General features: G+C 51.2%; 15 protein-coding genes and 2 pseudogenes. 16 read left to right on the top strand and 1 reads right to left on the bottom strand.

The genetic code is table 11. The annotated features are described in order from the left end of the window. Positions 1–10 precede the first annotated feature (10 nt). The 10 genes and pseudogenes from ACI5FR_RS30725 (at position 11) to ACI5FR_RS30680 (ending at position 10029) form a co-directional block, all read left to right on the top strand. Positions 11–889, top strand: a complete 879-nt coding sequence (locus tag ACI5FR_RS30725) for a sugar phosphate isomerase/epimerase family protein (protein WP_405461615.1) — start codon at positions 11–13, stop codon at positions 887–889. Positions 890–958: 69 nt separating this feature from the next. Then, positions 959–2341 carry an MBL fold metallo-hydrolase gene (locus tag ACI5FR_RS30720; protein ID WP_405461613.1) on the top strand — a complete coding sequence of 461 codons (1383 nt, stop codon included), beginning with the start codon at positions 959–961 and terminating at the stop codon, positions 2339–2341. Between the two features lie 113 nt (positions 2342–2454). Continuing rightward, on the top strand, positions 2455–2907 hold the full coding sequence (locus ACI5FR_RS30715) for a VOC family protein (RefSeq protein WP_405461611.1): 453 nt from the start codon (positions 2455–2457) through the stop codon (positions 2905–2907). A gap of 203 nt (positions 2908–3110) precedes the next feature. Next, the gene (locus tag ACI5FR_RS30710; RefSeq protein ID WP_405461609.1) at positions 3111–4757 is read left to right on the top strand and encodes an RNA polymerase sigma factor; all 1647 of its coding nucleotides are present in this window, start codon (positions 3111–3113) and stop codon (positions 4755–4757) included. 24 nt (positions 4758–4781) lie between these two features. After that, positions 4782–5492: a VOC family protein gene (locus ACI5FR_RS30705; protein ID WP_405461607.1), complete on the top strand. Its 711-nt coding sequence runs from the start codon at positions 4782–4784 to the stop codon at positions 5490–5492. Positions 5493–5906: 414 nt separating this feature from the next. Next, the gene (locus tag ACI5FR_RS30700) at positions 5907–6560 is read left to right on the top strand and encodes a LamG-like jellyroll fold domain-containing protein (protein ID WP_405461605.1); all 654 of its coding nucleotides are present in this window, start codon (positions 5907–5909) and stop codon (positions 6558–6560) included. A 21-nt stretch (positions 6561–6581) separates the two neighbouring features. After that, a pseudogene (locus ACI5FR_RS30695) lies at positions 6582–6830 on the top strand (LamG-like jellyroll fold domain-containing protein); the annotation flags it as partial. Beyond that, entirely contained in the window at positions 6779–6970 is a 192-nt protein-coding gene (locus ACI5FR_RS30690) for a LamG-like jellyroll fold domain-containing protein (protein ID WP_405461603.1), read from the top strand. The pseudogene ACI5FR_RS30695 and the gene ACI5FR_RS30690, both read left to right, overlap by 52 nt. A gap of 93 nt (positions 6971–7063) precedes the next feature. Next, positions 7064–9748, top strand: coding sequence for a glycoside hydrolase domain-containing protein (locus tag ACI5FR_RS30685; protein WP_405461601.1), 2685 nt, complete (start codon positions 7064–7066; stop codon positions 9746–9748). After that, positions 9727–10029, top strand: a complete 303-nt coding sequence (locus ACI5FR_RS30680; protein WP_405461599.1) for a DUF2961 domain-containing protein — start codon at positions 9727–9729, stop codon at positions 10027–10029. The genes ACI5FR_RS30685 and ACI5FR_RS30680 overlap by 22 nt, the downstream gene beginning before the upstream one ends. Before the next feature lie 179 nt (positions 10030–10208). Here ACI5FR_RS30680 and ACI5FR_RS30675 read toward each other — a convergent pair whose 3' ends face one another. Next, positions 10209–10892: a helix-turn-helix transcriptional regulator gene (locus tag ACI5FR_RS30675; RefSeq protein ID WP_405461597.1), complete on the bottom strand. Its 684-nt coding sequence runs from the start codon at positions 10890–10892 to the stop codon at positions 10209–10211. A gap of 204 nt (positions 10893–11096) precedes the next feature. On the opposite strand from ACI5FR_RS30675, the gene ACI5FR_RS30670 reads away from it, so the two are divergent. The 6 genes and pseudogenes from ACI5FR_RS30670 to ACI5FR_RS30645 all read left to right on the top strand — a co-directional run. Next, complete coding sequence (locus ACI5FR_RS30670; RefSeq protein ID WP_405461595.1) at positions 11097–11441, top strand: hypothetical protein; 345 nt, start codon at positions 11097–11099, stop codon at positions 11439–11441. Positions 11442–11453: 12 nt separating this feature from the next. Continuing rightward, complete coding sequence (locus tag ACI5FR_RS30665) at positions 11454–11933, top strand: DUF2231 domain-containing protein (protein WP_405461593.1); 480 nt, start codon at positions 11454–11456, stop codon at positions 11931–11933. A 461-nt stretch (positions 11934–12394) separates the two neighbouring features. After that, entirely contained in the window at positions 12395–13846 is a 1452-nt protein-coding gene (locus tag ACI5FR_RS30660) for an extracellular solute-binding protein (RefSeq protein ID WP_405461591.1), read from the top strand. Positions 13847–13941: 95 nt separating this feature from the next. Continuing rightward, a complete protein-coding gene (locus ACI5FR_RS30655) occupies positions 13942–14907 on the top strand; it encodes an ABC transporter permease (protein ID WP_405461589.1) in 966 nt (321 codons plus the stop codon). Beyond that, positions 14901–15782, top strand: a complete 882-nt coding sequence (locus tag ACI5FR_RS30650; protein WP_405461587.1) for a carbohydrate ABC transporter permease — start codon at positions 14901–14903, stop codon at positions 15780–15782. Before ACI5FR_RS30655 ends, ACI5FR_RS30650 begins: the two co-directional genes overlap by 7 nt. A gap of 74 nt (positions 15783–15856) precedes the next feature. Continuing rightward, positions 15857–17260 (top strand): annotated as a pseudogene (locus ACI5FR_RS30645) (helix-turn-helix transcriptional regulator); the annotation flags it as partial.

Here is a 17260-nt window from a genome sequence, read left to right as displayed (position 1 = left end):
TTATACACACATGAACATTTCCACCTCATTGAACGTTTTCGAAATCGATCACCCGATCGATCGACAAATTCGCAGAGTCAAGGAAGCGGGTTTCCTGGCGCTGGATTTCAACTATTGGGATTATCAGGAGACTGTTGCCAAGATGACCTGGCAAGAAGAGGAGGCGTGGGCGCAAAACATCCGGGCCATAGCCGATGCCCACGGGGTGCGCTTTACGCAAAGTCACGGACCTGTCCATGGGGGCTCTTTTAGCGAAATGGTCATGGGCCTCAATGTCGAATCGTTTCTCGAGATGGCTTCGCGGTCGATTCGGATGGCGGGCATTCTGGGCGTGCCGTGGGTCGTCTTCCACCCGAGCCCGCTGTCGCTCCGAGGGGAAGAGTCGCATCAGGAGGTGCTCCATTACAACGTCGAGTTTTATCGCAAGCTGCTTCCCGTCATGGAAGAGACAGGCGTCGGGATCGCCCTGGAGAACATTTTCGACCGTACCAGCGGCCAAACGGGGCTTTACCGCAGAATCTATTGCGCGATTCCCGAACAGCTGGCGGAGCTGCTTACGAAGCTCGACCACCCGCTGTTCGGCGCGTGCTGGGATACCGGTCACGGCCATCGGCAGGGTCTGCGTCAGGCGCCTTCGATCCGCATGCTGGGCCCATGGCTGAAGTCGCTGCATATACAAGACAACAACGGCATGCATGACCAGCATTTGCTGCCGTACCTGGGCACGATTGATTGGAAGGAAGTCGTATCTGCGCTGCGCGAAGTCGACTATTCGGGCGACTTCACGTACGAAGCGCACAATTCGGTGCGGACGCTGCCTGACGGCATGCGCGACGCGGCGCTGCAATACGCCTACACGACGGCTCAATTCGTGCTGAAGAACGGCTAATCGAGACGCAAAATGAATAAAGCCCCGGGTTATTCTCGGGGCTTTCATGATGTGAAATGAGGTGATTCGATGAAATTCCGTGCTTTCCGGATAATGCTTGCCCTATTTCTGATCGTTGGCTTATTGGTACAGTCCGCATGCGAATCTTCTTCGACCGAATCGAAATCGGGCGGTACATTAAACGTGCACATGCTGTCGCAGGATGACGGGCGGAACGATTCGTTTATATTCGAGCTGCCGAACGGTGAAGTGATGGTCGTCGACAATCAGAACGGCGAACAATTGGACGCTAAGCTTGGCGAGCTGGGCATCGATTCGGTCAAATACCTGGTCGGATCCCACCAGCATGTCGATCATATCGGCGGCTTCTTCGATTTCCTCTATTCCGGGTTTCCGATCGACAACACGAAGATCTATTATCCGGACGGGGCCGTCAATCGAACCAACTCCGACTACGCCAACTTGCAGAACGCCGCCAAGAGCCGCGGGTTAACCGTCGAATATCTCAAGGAAGGCGATTATATTGTGAACACGACCTACAAGGATAAACCGTTGATCGTCAAAGCGATCGGTCCCCTTACCAGGAGAATCGACGGGGGAAAAGACGACTTTACGAATCCCAATGACGCTTCGCTCATGCTCAAAATCACGTACGGGACGAAATCCATTCTGATGATGGGCGACGCGAAGTCGCTGTCCGAATCCGATTTGATGGCCGATCGAAACGGCGATTTGGACGGGATTCAGGTGCTGAAAATCGGCCACCACGGGATCAAGGACGTCGACCAGTGGTCGGCCAGCAGGGCGTTCCTGGACCGGCTCGGCGTTTCCAAGGTGTTGATCACCAGCGGCACGCATGACATTGCCGTCACGATCGTAAACACGCTGCAAGAGCGGAAGATTCCCTATTGGACGACAGGGCAAAACGGCGTCAAGGGACCCGATGTGACGCTGTCGACCGACGGCACGAACGACTGGACGACGAAATCGCAATCTTATTGGAAGCCCGGAGATACAGGGACGGCGTATTATTTCATTGAGCACGAAGGCGATGAGAAGAACACGAACGGCCTGCGCCGGTTGTATAACGACAAGCCGATCGGCTCGGATGTGGCGCTGAGCGACTCGCAGTGGGGCGGCTATCATATCCGCTGGCAGCTGATCGATGCAGGCGAAGGGTACTACTATATCCAGAACATGAAATTCGGGACGAGATTGGCTGTAACGGCTGACGGGTCCGACGTCTATCAAGCGCCGGGCACCGAGACGAGCGACACCGTCAAATGGAAATTGACCGACAAGGACGCGGCGTGGCAGTACATCGAAAATAAAGCCGTCCGGGGCCGGCTGAACGCGCAATCGGATAAGGACTGGCGCGTCGGTTTGACCGGCAACGCGGATATCGACAAGAATGTGCAGTGGAAATTCGTCCCGATTCCGTTAGGCTCTTAAGATTGTTGTCGCCCTGACCTGGTTCTGTTAATCGCATGGAAGGAATTAGTAATTCCTGATAGAATAAATATAAAGATCAGGTAATAAATTTGTACACGTAAGGAGATAAAACTATGGCAAAAAACAAATTACTAAGAATGGACAATGTTGGCATCGTTGTAGAATCCCTTGATAACGCAATCTCTTTCTTCGAGGAGATTGGCTTGAAGCTCGAAGGGCGAGCTACTGTCGAAGGTGAATGGGCTGGTCGCGTAACCGGGCTGGGTTCACAGTGTGTAGAGATTGCTATGATGGTTACCCCAGATGGCCACAGCCGACTTGAACTTTCGCGATTTCTCACGCCGCCTACAATATCAGATCACCGAACTGCTCCTGTGAATGCCCTCGGTTATCTACGGGTCATGTTCACCGTTGAAGACATTGACGAAATGGTATCCAGACTCACTAAGCATGGTGCTCAGCTCGTTGGCGAAGTGGTTCAGTACGAGGACTCGTATCGGCTCTGCTACATTCGTGGAGCTGAAGGACTTCTAATCGGTTTGGCGGAACAACTCGGTAATAAATAAGTGACGTTTAAAGAAGATTAAACTGTTAACGGGTCCGATAGCTTAATAAGCCGCCTCTTCAACGAGGCGGTTTTCTTATAGTAAAAATCAACATCAGGATTTAAGATAGCCCAATATTAAAGGCTTATAAAAAATGACGGAATTGTGGTTAGAAATCTAAGGCAAATGGGATCTATTTCACTAAGGGGCGAGGAGGTGATGACATGTATGAGAGGAACGAGGATATTTTTCTTGTTGCACAAGCCAAGGATGGGGACGGAAACGCTTTTGAAGAGCTCGTCAGAAGACATAGGAGCAAAGCCTATCTCTGGGCCAAAGGAGTCGTAGGAGATCCTCATCTTGCCGAAGACGTCGTGCAGGAAGCTATAATGAAATCATTTCTTAGAATCGGCACCCTGGCGAATATCAGCAGGTTCTTGCCGTGGCTGCATCAGATCGTTCGCAATCAAGCCTTGCGCAGTGTTCGGCGGGGGGGACCGTACCGGAAGGAGTGGCCTATATCGGATTTTCTCCCGTTGAGTCGGGAGGAGCAGCTACGAATGGAATCACCGAGGGCGGCATGGCCGGCGATGACGCCTTCGGCACACGCTCTTAGTTCCCGGGAGGGAGACCCTTGCGAGCTTCTGCTTCGCAGGGAGGTGTTAACGACGATCAGTAGCATGGTCAAACAGCTGTCACCGGCAGAGCGCGCCGTGTTCGAAGCTCATTTCTATCAAGAATTGACCGCTCAGGAAATCTCGCGTCATCTGTCCCTCAGCACGGCGAGCGTTTACATGTCCTTGTCCCGATCCCGAAAAAAGCTGCAGAGCGGAGGGGCGTTTTCCATGCAATCAAGCAAACGTGCCGTATTATCGAAGCCGGGAATCCTTCATTCCCGTACCGGACTGTATAACGAGTCCATCCGGAATTGTATTTATCATGCTCTCCCCTATGTAGGAAAAGGCCATCTCGGCTACGATGAAGTCATGGCGTTGACCGGGCACGCCTGGCAGATCAATCTTAAGAAGCGTACCATCGATCTGAGCAGCGTCTATATGTACATGGGGACGACCCTGTTTCCGAACAGCATGTTGAATCTGGGCTTGCATTCTTCGTTGATCGATAAATTCGGATACGAGAGAATGCCGGAGGGTCTGTTGAAAGAGGAGTTGTACACCCTCACGCTCGACATGATTCGAGGTTCAATCGACCGGGGGGTACCCGCCATCTTCTCAGGTGGTGTGAATACCCAGTTCGCCCTGTATCACGGCTACGATGATGGAAGGCAAATATTCTATGCGATGGATACAATCACGGAGATGGAGATCCCTTACTTGACGTTTCGCAATCGCCACCTGTACGGATTCGTTATTGAGGAATCGGCGGCAATCGATGAGCTAGAACGCCTGCGTCGCATGCTCACGATGGCCGTCAAACACGGACGCGGAGAAGAAGCGACCTTCAGCGGTTACGCGAATGGGCTAAGGGCCTATGACTACTGGGTCGAGGCGTGGGAGAACGGCAGGGCCGATCCGGCCGGACATGCGGCTTGTGTCCGGAATGTGGGCGATATGCGGAGTTACGCCGCCTCCTATCTGCGGAAGCAGCGACTCGGATGGGAGGAGAAAGCTCCGTCAGAAACAGAGATGATCGGTTTGTTCGCTGAGGCGGCCGACCGCTATGAAGAGGTTGCTCAAGCCTTCCGCCACCTGAAAGGACTACTCCCGGCTCACGCAACCATACAATGGCTGCGCCAGGCTCAATCCGCAGAGTCTCAAGGTTTGTTCGCATTGGAGTGTATTCTAAACCGATTGAATGCGGACGGAAATGTACCCCGATTGATTGAGCCGAATCCGATGTGGATCCTGTAAGCGACTATAGAGAGGAGTATGGAGATGTTAGCAATTGGCCAAATCCATATCGATTGCTTCCGGCTGCGGGTTCGCCGGCTCAAGCGTGCTATTCGTTTCTATAGTGCGTTATTCGGTGTACCTGTCATTGAGGAACTGGCTGACGGAGAACTGTATATGTTCTTGCTGGCCGATGGCCGCAAACTGCTCATTGACGATATCCGTCAAGCCGACATCCGCGAGCCGCTATCCCGTCCAATTGCGATTGTTACTGCGGAAGATTTGGGCGAACAGCACCTCCAAGTGCAGAAGATGAATTTCGCTTATGTTTCATCAATCGAGAGCGGCATCCAGTATCCCTATTTCGTGTGCAGGGATCGGGACGCGAATGAATTTGTAGTAGCTGAGCGTCCATTCAACTATCCGGCCGCCATTGCGAGCAGCGGTGGACCGATCGGCAGCGGGATCTGCCGCGCAGCCGTACCGTCCGGCGACATTCAGAATGCACAAGCCTTCTATCATGCGTGGCTGGGTGATAACGTCTCCTGCTTTAACGTTGTCCCGAAGTTGGAAGGTATATCGGCGGCGAGTCCCTTATTGTATTTTCCGTCGGGCAATCTGGTAGCGGCCTATCAGCATTTGCAGGCAATAGGAGCCACGCTCCATACAAAGATGGAAGATGCCATACTAGGCCATGCGATTCGGTTCTCCGACCCGGACGGCCATCTCATGGAGATTATCGAAGCTAAGATGTAACAGACGCCTACTACTGGAATATGGAACGTGATGCAGTTATAGCATTGGTAAAAGAACTTACTACAAATTATGATATAGACTGTAACCATATTTTCTTATAGCACGGGGAGATATGGCGTTTGGGATTTAGCAATCAATAATCCGCGGATGTTTGCAGCAATTGTACCAATGAGTTCTGGTGGGCAGATATATAAAGCAGAACAGTTAAAAGACATCCCCATATGGGCCTTTTATGGAGCTATAGACGATATCATACCAGTAGAACAAATGACCCGCATGATAAATGGATGGGGAGAAGAGGCTGTTCAAGGGACGACGGGTCCTTTGGACGGCCTCTCGTCTTTATCCGAAATATAATAATATTATAATACGAATTGAAGCAATACAATGTAAGGAGTACAACGGGGGTGATAAGTGAAAGGAGTGATGCTATCGGCGGATACGATAGGTAAGATCGGCAGCTACAACGGAACCGCGGAGTTTTTCCCAGGAACACTTGACGATGTGCGCGTCGTCGCCGTCGTGAATCGTTCGGCCCAGACGATCCAGATTTTTGTGGATGGTACGGCACAAACGGTTTCTTCGGGAGCGGGTTATTGCGGAACGGCAAGCGGCACCTCGGTGTCCATTGCAGGCTGTTCGCTGCTCAATGGGACCAGCACGACTGCCTTTACGATCGGCAATCACAACGGTACGAATGAATTTTTCTCCGGTTCCGTCGATGATGTCCGGGTATATGCCCGTACGTTGAATACTTCCGAGATAGGCAGTCTGTATAACTTCCCCGGACTGATCGGGCAATGGAAGTTTGACGAAGGGCGCGGAATCGTATCGGCTGACAGCAGCCACTACAGCTCCTCCGTTGCATTGGCAGGTCCGGCCGGACCGCACTGGACGACAGGACGGTTTGGCAATGCGCTGGAATTTAACAGAGAAGGCGATTATGCCGTCGTCTGCAACTCTGGAGACAAAACACTGAATACGGGGAGCGGAAGCTTTACTGTAACCGGTTGGTTCAACAGCACATCGACCGCCACCCATAGACGGATTGTCAGCAAAGGCGACTAGGGAAATGCGTCCGGTTATTTTCTCTGGTACGATAACGGCGCGGTGACCTTCGGTCTTGGTTCCAACGGCGTTCAAGCAAACAGTGTGCTTGCCTCTACGCCAGGAGGCTATGGCGACGGCAGTTGGCACCATGTTGCCGCAGTCATCAACCGGTCCGCACAGACGGTCCAAATTTACGTCGACGGTGATGCCCAATCGTTGACGTCTGGCAGCGGGTATTGCGGCTCCGCAACCGGTACATCGCTTTCGATCGCGGGCTGCGGCAATTGAACGGCACGAGCACGGTTCCATTCTCGATCGGCAGTCATATTGGCACCTACGAGTTCTTTAAAGGTAGGCTGGACGATATCCGAGTTTACAATATTCCGCTCACGGCCTCGCAAATTTCTCAGGTAATGGCAGGAAATTAACAGAGAATACGAATGAAACCGATGTCCGTTTATACGGACTTCGGTTTCAGCTCGAATCAAACATATTGGCAACAGCTAAGGGAGGTTTGACAAGTGCGAAAATGGATCCGTTATGTGTTGGTGTTCTGTCTTTTGTGTGGAAGCGTTTCCGTGGCTGCAGCGGAAGAGGGTTCGTCGACATCACCGGACTATGGAATGCTGTACAATTTTAAAGATTTGAAGGTCACGGAGGCTACGCAAGGTACGCGTTATATGCCGCCCTCGGAGCTCGGCCTTACTCTCGGAGCTTTGCTGTTCCGAAATTCCGTCGGATCGGGCCAATATGTAACCGTAGCGTTTGATGTGTATCAGGCGGACGATTACGAGATTGATTTGCAGGCTTACAAGGCGACAAGCTACGGAACATACAGGATCAAAATAGACGGCGAACCCGTGGGAGAACGTAATTTTTATGCTCCAAGCAACGGCCCCGGCGATTTCGAAGCGTTGAAGACGATGCATCTATCGCAAGGGACTCATCTTATTACCTTCGAATGTGTGGGCAAGGACAAAGCATCAAGCAGCTATTTTGTATCTTTCATGCAACTGATGCTGCTAAATGGATCCGATCGCGAAGCCAGATTTCAGCAGATTACGGACAGTATCCGCTCCGCTCAGAACGCGCTTCTAACCGTTGCCGGCAAGATTCGTGCAAGCGGTGCAGCTGAAGAGCAGGCGCTGAGGGGCAAAGCGGAGGAACTGAGCAGCCGGCTCCATGCTTTGGAGGAGCAGGCGGGCAGTTCGAAGGAAAACCCATCCGCCCTGCGCGAAGTGAGAATTGAAGCAGAACGGATATCCCTGCTGATCGGAAGGTTGGATAACATCGTACAGGCCAGAAACGCCCGTCCTTCATCCGCGTTCGGCTTACTGGCGGCGGATTCCATGAGCCTGGTATATCCACGAGATCTTCCGTGCGCATGCTCAGCCGCATCGGCCATGCTTTCGCTCGCTGAAGGCGAATATGAGAGCATCCAAGCTGTCGTCTTGCCGTACGGAGAGGCTCTGCAGCATGTAAGCGCAGAAATCGTTAGCATCAAAGACCCGCAAGGCAAGGAAGCTGCGGCATCCGAGCTGCATGCGTCCATCAGCCCGCTCGGCTCGGTCCATGTAAAGAATACCGCTCTGCCGGCTCTGGAAGGTCGACCGAAGGGCTACGAGGGATGGAACCCCGACCCGATCCGGTCGGATATTTCCAGCGTGGATGTTTCCGCTTGGGATATGCAGCCGTTCTGGATCGAGCTGTACGCCGGGCGTAACGCCGATCCGGGAACGTATCTCATCACCGTCCGGTTCTCCGCCGAAGGCAAGAAGGCCGAAACAATGGAGATCCAAGCGCAAGTCTGGCCGTTCTCCATTCCGGACCGACCCGATCTGGAGACATCGATCACGACAAAATCGACGAATCCTTTTGCCCAGCCCATGTTCTCGGAACGCTGGTACATCCTGGAGCAAGTGTACGGAATTACCGATCCGGACGAATTTGCACAGCTGGTAGAGCGGTATAACGAATTTCTCGAAACGTTCAAGATCGAGCCGGATCTCATCTATAGTGTAAAACCTCCGACTGTCGAGACATTGCTGAAAATCCAAAACAAGTGGGGCTTGCGCCAGTTCAACATTCTCTACCTTCCGCCTTACTCGATGAATTTTGATTTGAACAAGCCGGAAACTTGGCAGCCCCAGATCGATTCGATTTTACAAACCATCTCTACGGCAATGGAGCAATACGAGCAGGCCGAATTGGCGGACAAAGCTTACATTTACGGTTTTGATGAAAGCAATCAGCAAGCTTTGGCCAAGGCTATTTTCGGACAGATCAAACAGCGCTTCCCGGATCTGCCGATCATGTCCACCTACTTAGACAGCTCGCTCGGCGTAAACAGCGGCCTGGCCGGCCTCGTGGATATTTGGGTGCCCGGCGTGCAGGCGATCAACCATGAAGCCCAAGCGCAGGCCCAGGAACGCGGCGACAAAGTGTACTGGTACACCCATGTGGGCGTCAAAGATCCTCTTCCGAACTGGTTTAATGGATATGCGCCAAGCGACACTCGCGTTCTCCTTGGACCGATGTCGCATAAAATGAAGGTGGACGGCTTTTTGTACTATAACGTCGCTCGGTGGCTGAACCACGGCCCGATGAATGACGGCATATTGAGCACCTGGGATCCGATGACGTTCCCTAACGCCCCCGGTGACGGCTCTTTGTTCTATCCGGGAGCAAGCGGTCCGATCGCATCGCAGCGGATCCAAAACTTCCGGGACGGCATGGAGGATTACAACCTTCTGAACGTATTGAAGTTTGCAATCGGCCGGGCAAAAACGGATGGAGCAGCAAGCAGCCTGCTGGCCCAGGCGGAAACCGTTCTGAACGCGGACGTCGTAGTAACTAACGAGAGGCTCTATACGAAAAATGCCGAGGTATATCGCGAGTGGCGCGACCAAGCAGCCCGCATGATCGTTCAGCTCATAACCCCCGGCATAACTTTAAGCGATTTGGAAGCCTATAAAGCATCAGGTGCTCTGAAGCAGCCGCTTGCCAGCCAATTGACGAATCATCTCAAGCAAGCCGTCCATCATCATGAGATGGGCCAAGATAAGCAAGCCAGCCACAGTCTGAGTCTCTTTATTCAGGAACTGAACGGCGAGAAGCCGGTCGCTTCCGTCAGCGAAGAAGTAAAGATTAGGTTGAATCAGGACGCTCGGCTGCTGGTTGCCAAATGGCAGCTGCCTACCGAATAATAGAGCGTTCGGCAACTTATGAACCGGAGTCGTATAATACCCCGTACTTAGGATACAAGTTTTATAAAGAAACGGCTAAACTCGATCCCTGGTACGGACATAACGTGCCGATGCACGGATTGTACCGCTGGCATCTGCCCGATTCGATCCGATTCGAGAAGGACCTTCGCGTCACGAGCCAGCAAATCGAAACTGCTAACGGTGAACAGAATTCGAAGATCCATCGCAGTCCAATAAAGTCTGCATTAGTAGATAGATATGTCAGGCAACTGACAATGTAACGCAGCTGCGCATTTAGTCCGTACAGTAATTGTACGGATTTTTTCTATGACCGACCAATTAACATACAATAAGCATTTTCGGCGTGTTGAAGGTATAACCTTGGATCAGTCCTGAAGCGATGTTGAATGAGTTGCGTGTCCATACGCGAATGTCCAACCGCATTATCGTGTAAAATGTTCTACTTTTCAAATGAAAAGGAATAGGACCCGGCGTCAACCGGCTGATTGGAAAGTATGCTGAAAACGCACCGGCCGTCGCCGTTCTGAAATGTTTCTTTCCGGACTACGCGCAGGCCAAGCAGCCTTGTGAGCACGTTAACCGTTACACTGCAAAGGGCGGGACGCTTCATGGCAACATTGGCGAACGGACAATTCCGTTCAATCAGTAATATTTCTTCCCCATCCTGTTCAATATCGATGAATGAATCGTTTTCTGTATAAATATCCTTTAATGCAGCCACTCGTTCATTCAGATTTAATCCTCGCAACCGAAATTCCCACTGTTGTACCCGACTTTCCGTCATGGCAGAAAGGACCTGTTTTAAAGATTCTTCTCCAAGTTGCGACGTGATCGTGTCAATCAATTCCACGGTTAGCCCGTCGTAGCTTTTGGGGAACAGATGCTCTCCTTCCAAAGTAAGACTGTAAAATAAAGAAGGCCGGCCAGCACCGGGGGCTTGGGTCCTTTCCGATTGCCGTTGAATATACCTATCTTGTATTAGCTGAAGAAGATGCTGACGCACAGCCTCTCCAGTCATCCGCAGACGTGAGGAGAGGTCCGCAACGGTTGCCGGGCCAAACTGCTTCAGATGATTCAAAATCTCGCGTCGAGGGCCTGGGAACTGAGTTGAGTTAATAATCACACCGATTACCTCCATAAAAACCGTTAAAACAAATATGCCAAAAAACGATTAATTAAACAAGTAATTCATTGAAAAATAAAGATGAGGCGGAGAATAAAGCCCCTCAATAAACCTAATTAAACAATTAATTTATTGATTAATTAGGTTTATTGTTGTATGGTTTTGAATATAGTGAATTACATAATTTTGTTAATGGAGGGGATTGTGAAGATGCTGGTTTTATCTGTTATCCTTTTTGCAATTGCTGCACTTGGCGGTTTGGTGCTTGGGGTTTTAGGGCTTCGTCAGAGGGATTTGCCCATGTGGCTATCGCTTATACATGGCGTAATTGCAGCGGCGGGGCTAGTTACTTTAATTCTTGGGGTCATACAGGGGAATGCAGGATCACTTCCGATCATCTCCCTGGTGCTATTCCTCATCGCAGCGCTCGGCGGATTCGTGTTGTTTTCTTACCATTTACGCCGGAAGCCTCATCCTAAAAGTTTAATTGTGATTCATGCTTTAGCGGCCGTTATCGCGTTTGTCCTTTTGCTTATTGGAATCTTGTGAGGGTGGGTTCCAATGAAACAACGGGGCAAGTTGAGGTTCTTCGGGCACCCGGTGCACCCTATAGTCACGCATTTTCCAATGGCTTTATTACCGGTATCGTTGCTTGGTGATCTGCTTGGAGTTTGGACAGGTGCTTCGTTCTGGTGGAGTTTTTCCTTTTATAATCTTGCAATCGGACTTGTTATGTCCATACCTGCGCTAATTACGGGTCTGATCGACTTTCTGGCCATTCCTCAGGAGGGAACTGTCGAGCGCACTGCAATGAGTCATATGACCATTATGATTACGTCCTTAGCGATGTATACGGGTAGCTTTTTTATTCGCTTCGGTGTTGAAATTCCATCCGGGTGGCGGTTCATGAGCTCGGTCTCCCTCTCCTTGTTAGGGCTTATCTTTCTTCTGATCGGGGGATGGCTAGGCGGGCAACTTGTTTATCGGCATTCTGTGGGCAGTGAGCCCATAATGGATAGGTCAGAATCGGGGAAATCTTAATACGGTTTTTGGTGATTTTTGGAAAAAGCGGCTTTCGTCCAGAATTCCATGGGACGGAGGCCGTTTCGCTTTGACTAAGGTGCAACCGGTTTATTCTTTTTCATTTTCTACTGCTTGAGCAATTTCTATCTCAATAAAACCTTTGTTTATCAGGGATTATCACAAATAGCGACTCTGGCTCGAAGGAAATGAAAACGCTTTATTTACATCAAGAGAGACCTCCTTATAATGAGAGGTGTGGTTGGGGCGAACCCAATCGCAAGGCTGATTATCGGAAAAGGGAGGTAAAAGAAATGGATCGGAAGGCTTTAAGGGTCATCTTAACCTTAACAGTAGGATCCGCTTTAATCGCAGGTTGCAGTGGAGGGAATAAAGGGGGAACGTCATCAACTCCTCAGCCTAAAGCAACATCAGCATCTTCCGCAACGCTCAGTACCCAACCCGTCGGAGATGTCGGAGGAATGAAGCTGCCCATCGTAGACAAGCCAACTACGCTAACCTGGATGGTCGCGATGGATAGACCCTCCGACAATCTTAACAATTCTTTGTTCGTCAAAGAAATCGAGAAGCGAACGGGCATCACCCTGGATATTCAAGTCCAATCCGCGCAAGTGTACAAAGACAAGCTGAAGATCGTCATGGCTTCCGGCAAGCTTCCCGATATTTTCAGCGGGCTCACGTTGGCCGAAGCGAACAAGATGGGCGGTCAGGGGGCGCTCACTCCGATCAATCCCTACCTGAAGGATCTGCCGAACTTCAAGAAGCTCTATATCGACAATCCCGACAATAACTGGATTATGAAGTCCTGGACGGACGAGAGGAACAACCTGTATACTTGGCCTTCTTATGGCCTGCAGCGCGATGTCAATCATGGATTCCTCTACCGCAAGGACATCTTCGACAAGCTGGGAATCAAGGAATGGACGAACACGGAAGAATTTTACCAAGCGCTCAAAAAGCTCAAGGAAGCTTACCCGCAATCTTATCCTTACGCGAGTAAAACCAAAGAGAACATTTTCCGGGATTGGGCGTACGGGTGGGGAATCGGCGGATCCAGCTTCCCGGCCTACTATGATGAAAATACGAAAGAGTGGAAGCTCGCCTACACGACACCCGAATATAAAAGCATGTTGGATTTCATAAAAAAATTGTATAACGAGGGGCTGATCGATCCGGAATTCCTTACGGATACGGAAGCTTCCTGGACGGCCAAGATGACTACGAACAACAAATCGTTCGTCACGTTTGACTGGATCGGCCGCCTGGATCTGTTCGCCAACCAGGTCAAGGCCACGATGCCGGAATACAACCTCCGGTACGGCAATCCGGTCGGCCCTACCGGCAATATCCGGTCCTTGCCGAGAATCGATAACTTCGGCCTTGTCGTAGCGGATGGCAAGAACAAGGAAGTGGCTCTGAAGCTGTTGGATTATTTGACCAGCCCGGCTGGCGGCTCCTTCGTGACGATGGGGATTGAAGGAGAAACGTTCAAGATGGAGAACGGCAAGGCCGTGTATCCGGAGTTGAAGGATGTCCCGAATGTAGATATTTATGCCCTGGAGAGCAAGTATGGGTTATGGATCGAGTCGATGGTGCTGCGTCCGGACAAACGCAACGTGTACTTCAACTTCACGGAGAAAGAACAGGAAGCCCAGGACAAAATCGTGAAGGCCAAAAAGTTCGAAGCGCCGGATCCGATCTTGAAGTTTACCGACGAAGAGACCAAAACGCTCGCTGAATTCCGGGTGACCCTGGAAAAAGGGGCTAACGAATTCAGCACCAAATATGTGATGAAGAAGGAAATGGGCGAAGCCGACTGGAAGGAATGGCAGCAAAGCGTGGACAAATTAGGGGCATCGAAGTTCATGGAAGCCTACACGGCGGCCCAGAAACGATACAACGAAGCTAAATAGCCGGAGAAAAAGCGCTTGAACGGTGAGCGGCGCCCGGATGTACTGAGTTCGGGCGCCGCTCCATAAGACAATCCTTGAGATAGGAGGGAGTCCCGTTGCAATCCGATCGAGACGAGCTAATAGAGCGTACAGCAAGGCAAGTATCCCCACCCCGATTCGCTGCCGTATGGCGGCACATCAAGCGCGACCGGCAGCTGCTCCTCTTGTTCCTGCCCTGCATCGTCTTCTACGTCTTGTTCCGGTACGGACCGTTATATGGGATCCTCATCGCGTTCAAGGACTACAGCGTATACGAGGGAATCTGGCACAGCGATTGGGTCGGGCTCAAGCACTTCCGGCGTTTTTTCGACTCCCCGGACTTCTGGTTGCTGTTCAAGAACACCCTGCTGCTCGGGTTTTTCACATTAGTATGGGCGTTTCCTTTTCCGATCGTCTTCGCCGTTCTGCTGAATGAAGTGCGGCAGCTGCGGTTCAAGAAAATCGTCCAGACGTTCAGTTATCTCCCCGCATTTCTGTCGGTGGTGGTCGTCAGCAGCATGATCATCGACTTCCTGTCCCCTACGCATGGACTCGTCAATCAGGCGCTTACAGCTATGGGAATGGACGGCATTTATTTTGTGGCGGCCCCGGAATGGTTCCGGACCATCTATGTCTCGTCGGAAATCTGGCAGTACATGGGCTATGAAGCGATTATCTATTTGGCGGCGATCGCCAGCATCGATCCGACCTTGTATGAAGCCGCGCGGGTGGATGGAGCCAAGCGGTTCCAAATGATACGGTACATCACCTTGCCGAGCATCATGCCTACCATCCTGATCCTATTCGTCATCAAAAGCGGCTCGATGTTCCGCATCGGCTACGAAAAGGTGCTGCTGCTCTACAGTCCCATGACCTATGACGTGGCCGACGTCTTCTCCACCTATGTGTACCGCAAAGGGCTGCTCGATACGAACTACAGCTACGCGGCGGCAGTGGGATTATTCGAATCGATTATCGCGTTGATCATGCTGACCCTTACCAACATCTTGACCACCAAGGCGGGAGGGAGAGGGTTATGGTAACGAAGAGCACCTCGTGGCCGCGGTCCAAGATGACGGCATTCGATGCGTTCCTGCTGCTGCTGCTCAGCCTGGTAGCGATCGCCACCGTATACCCCGTGTTGTATATCGTGGCCATCTCATTCAGCGATACGGCGAGCATCGTCCAGAACCGGGTGTTCTTGTGGCCGAAGGGCCTCAACTTGGACGCTTACAGGGAGATTCTGGAGACTCCCCGCATTCCAAGAGCGTACCTGAACACGGTCCTGTATACAACCGTAGGAACGGGAATCAATCTCCTGATGACGGCGGTGGCCGCCTATCCTTTGTCGAGACCGGGCTTCTTCGGCCGAAAATCGTTCACCGTCGCCATCGTGCTGACTATGTTCCTGAACGGCGGGATGATCCCGACGTATCTGATCGTGCAGAAGCTGCATTTGATCGACACGATATGGGCGCTTGTATTGCCGAACGCGATATGGACGATGGAGCTGCTCATTCTGAAAAGCTTCTACGAGTCGATGTCGAGCTCCTTGCGCGAATCCGCGATTGTCGACGGGGCGTCGGAATACCGCATTTTGTTCCAAATTACGATTCCGCTGGCCAAGCCTGCACTCGCCTCCATCGGGTTGTTTTATTTCATGGGCCATTGGAACAGCTTTTTCATTCCGATGATTTATTTGAACGACGCAGAGTTGTATCCGCTCCAGGTCGTGCTCAGGGAAATGCTGTTCTTTGACACCGTCAAAGATACAAGTTTGATCGAGCAGGCAACCTTGACCCCGCAGGCTTTGAAGAATGCAACCATCTTTATCTCCATGATTCCCGTGCTGATGGTGTATCCATTTGCCCAAAAATATTTTGCCAAAGGCATCATGTTAGGCTCGGAAAAAGGATAAAGCGAGCGTTTGGCGAATAGGATTGCATATCTGTTTGGTACCTGTATCCATTCTGAGTGAATTGGGGAGCGGGCATGAAGCTGAATATCAGTTTGTTTGCCAATAAAGACCTGCTGAAAATATTTGGCGCGTTGCTATCGGTTGTGATTATTATGTTTGCATCGAATTACCTCGTGTACAAAAACTCCCTCTCAAGCATTTACAGCCAGGTCAGCGAGAACAACAAGCTTAGTGTCAAACATACGATCCGATCCTTCGACGAGAGCTTCAAGGACATTAACGACGTGATTTATTCCATTCAGATGCTGCCATACCAACCATGGAGATCGCATAGCGACGGTACGGTCGATCTGCCCGAAGCGTCCCGCATGTATAAGGACATCGGCGAGATCACGACCTCGATCGATTACATTGAGGAGGTGGCCGTGTATCACAAATCCTCCAGCCTGGCCATTACGAGGGTGGGCACTATTTCGATTGAGGAGCTGTTCGACCAGCAATTGAGCAACAAGAGCTACTCGGCCGACTTTTGGAAGACATCGGCGAGCACCCCTCATCCGCTTCGGGTGTTCCAAGCCCAATTGTATGGCAAGAGAGGAACCGACAGCCTGCGAAACTTGCTGGCCATCCTGGGGAGCAATCAATTATCCGACCTGAACGTCCTGGTTTTCCTGAACATGGATAAGCTGCTGCAGCATATTTATCAATCCGGGAGCATGTTGAAGGGCGCATCGTTAATTGTCTTGGATCAGAACCGAAGTGTAGTCTTGAACACCGAGCCGGATTGGGATCTCGTCGAAGCGATGAAGGATCTGAACGTCGGTACGGAATCAGAAACGACACTAAAGAACAAGGATTTCGAATACACCCTGATCAAATCCGAGTACAACGGCTTTATTTACATCATCAAATCTCCCTACAAATTCGCGAATTTGAAAACGGTTGCAAACACGAGCCGCAACATCATTTGGATCGCCATCGCCTATGTGGTTTTACTGGCTGCGCTTCTCAGCTATTACTTGTTTAAAGCGGTACGAAGCATCCTGGCGCTGATCGGCGGGCGGGAGACAGGGGGGACCCCTTACCGGAACATTAAAACCGGGATCGTGACCATTCAGCAGGAGAACGAATCGTTTAAGAGCCAGATGGCGTTCATTCGCACGGAAATGAGAAAAAGCGCTTTTCTCCTCGTCCTTCAGGAGTCGAGCCATTCCCAGGAAGCGGAGCATCGAATCGAGCCGTACTTGGTCGACATTTTCCAAGACAAATACTTTCTCTTGGCGGGCATTCATTTGTATCCGGGTTCGAACCAGTCGGGAGAACAGGCACTCATCGAGGATCATACAGCTGTATTGCAGGACGTTCTTCTCAAGCGGCTAGGCAAAACAGTTGTGTTCCATGTCACGAATCGGCGGTACTTGGCGGTCATCAGTATGCGTCAACCGTCCGACCGCGAGCACGCGATCAAACAGTTGCGG

This window comes from Paenibacillus sp. HJGM_3 (assembly GCF_045062745.1).
In the GTDB taxonomy this organism is placed as follows: Bacteria; Bacillota; Bacilli; order Paenibacillales; family NBRC-103111; genus Paenibacillus_AA.
This window is presented reverse-complemented; position numbering and strand designations above follow the sequence as displayed.